1 tRNA gene is annotated in these 231 nt (G+C 53.2%); it reads left to right on the top strand.

The annotated features are described in order from the left end of the window. Positions 1–67 precede the first annotated feature (67 nt). Positions 68–158 (top strand) — tRNA-Ser (locus BBB58_RS13505). The last annotated feature ends 73 nt before the right edge of the window (positions 159–231 follow it).

The following is a 231-nucleotide window of genomic DNA, read 5'->3' as shown; positions in this document are numbered from 1 at the left end:
AGAGCAACCGGCTGTTAACCGGTAGGTCGTAGGTTCAAATCCTACTTGCGGAGCCACTTTCTCTTTTGGAGAGCTGTCCGAGTGGCCGAAGGAGCACGATTGGAATTCGTGTAGGCGGCAAAACCGTCTCAAGGGTTCGAATCCCTTGCTCTCCGCCAGTTTTTCAAATATGTAATGGCCCGTTGGTCAAGCGGTTAAGACACCGCCCTTTCACGGCGGTAACACGGGTTC

This window comes from Exiguobacterium profundum (genome assembly GCF_001909285.1).
GTDB lineage: Bacteria > Bacillota > Bacilli > Exiguobacteriales > Exiguobacteriaceae > Exiguobacterium > Exiguobacterium profundum.
The sequence above is the reverse complement of the archived record's forward strand: the minus strand, read 5'-3'. Positions and strand labels throughout refer to the sequence as shown.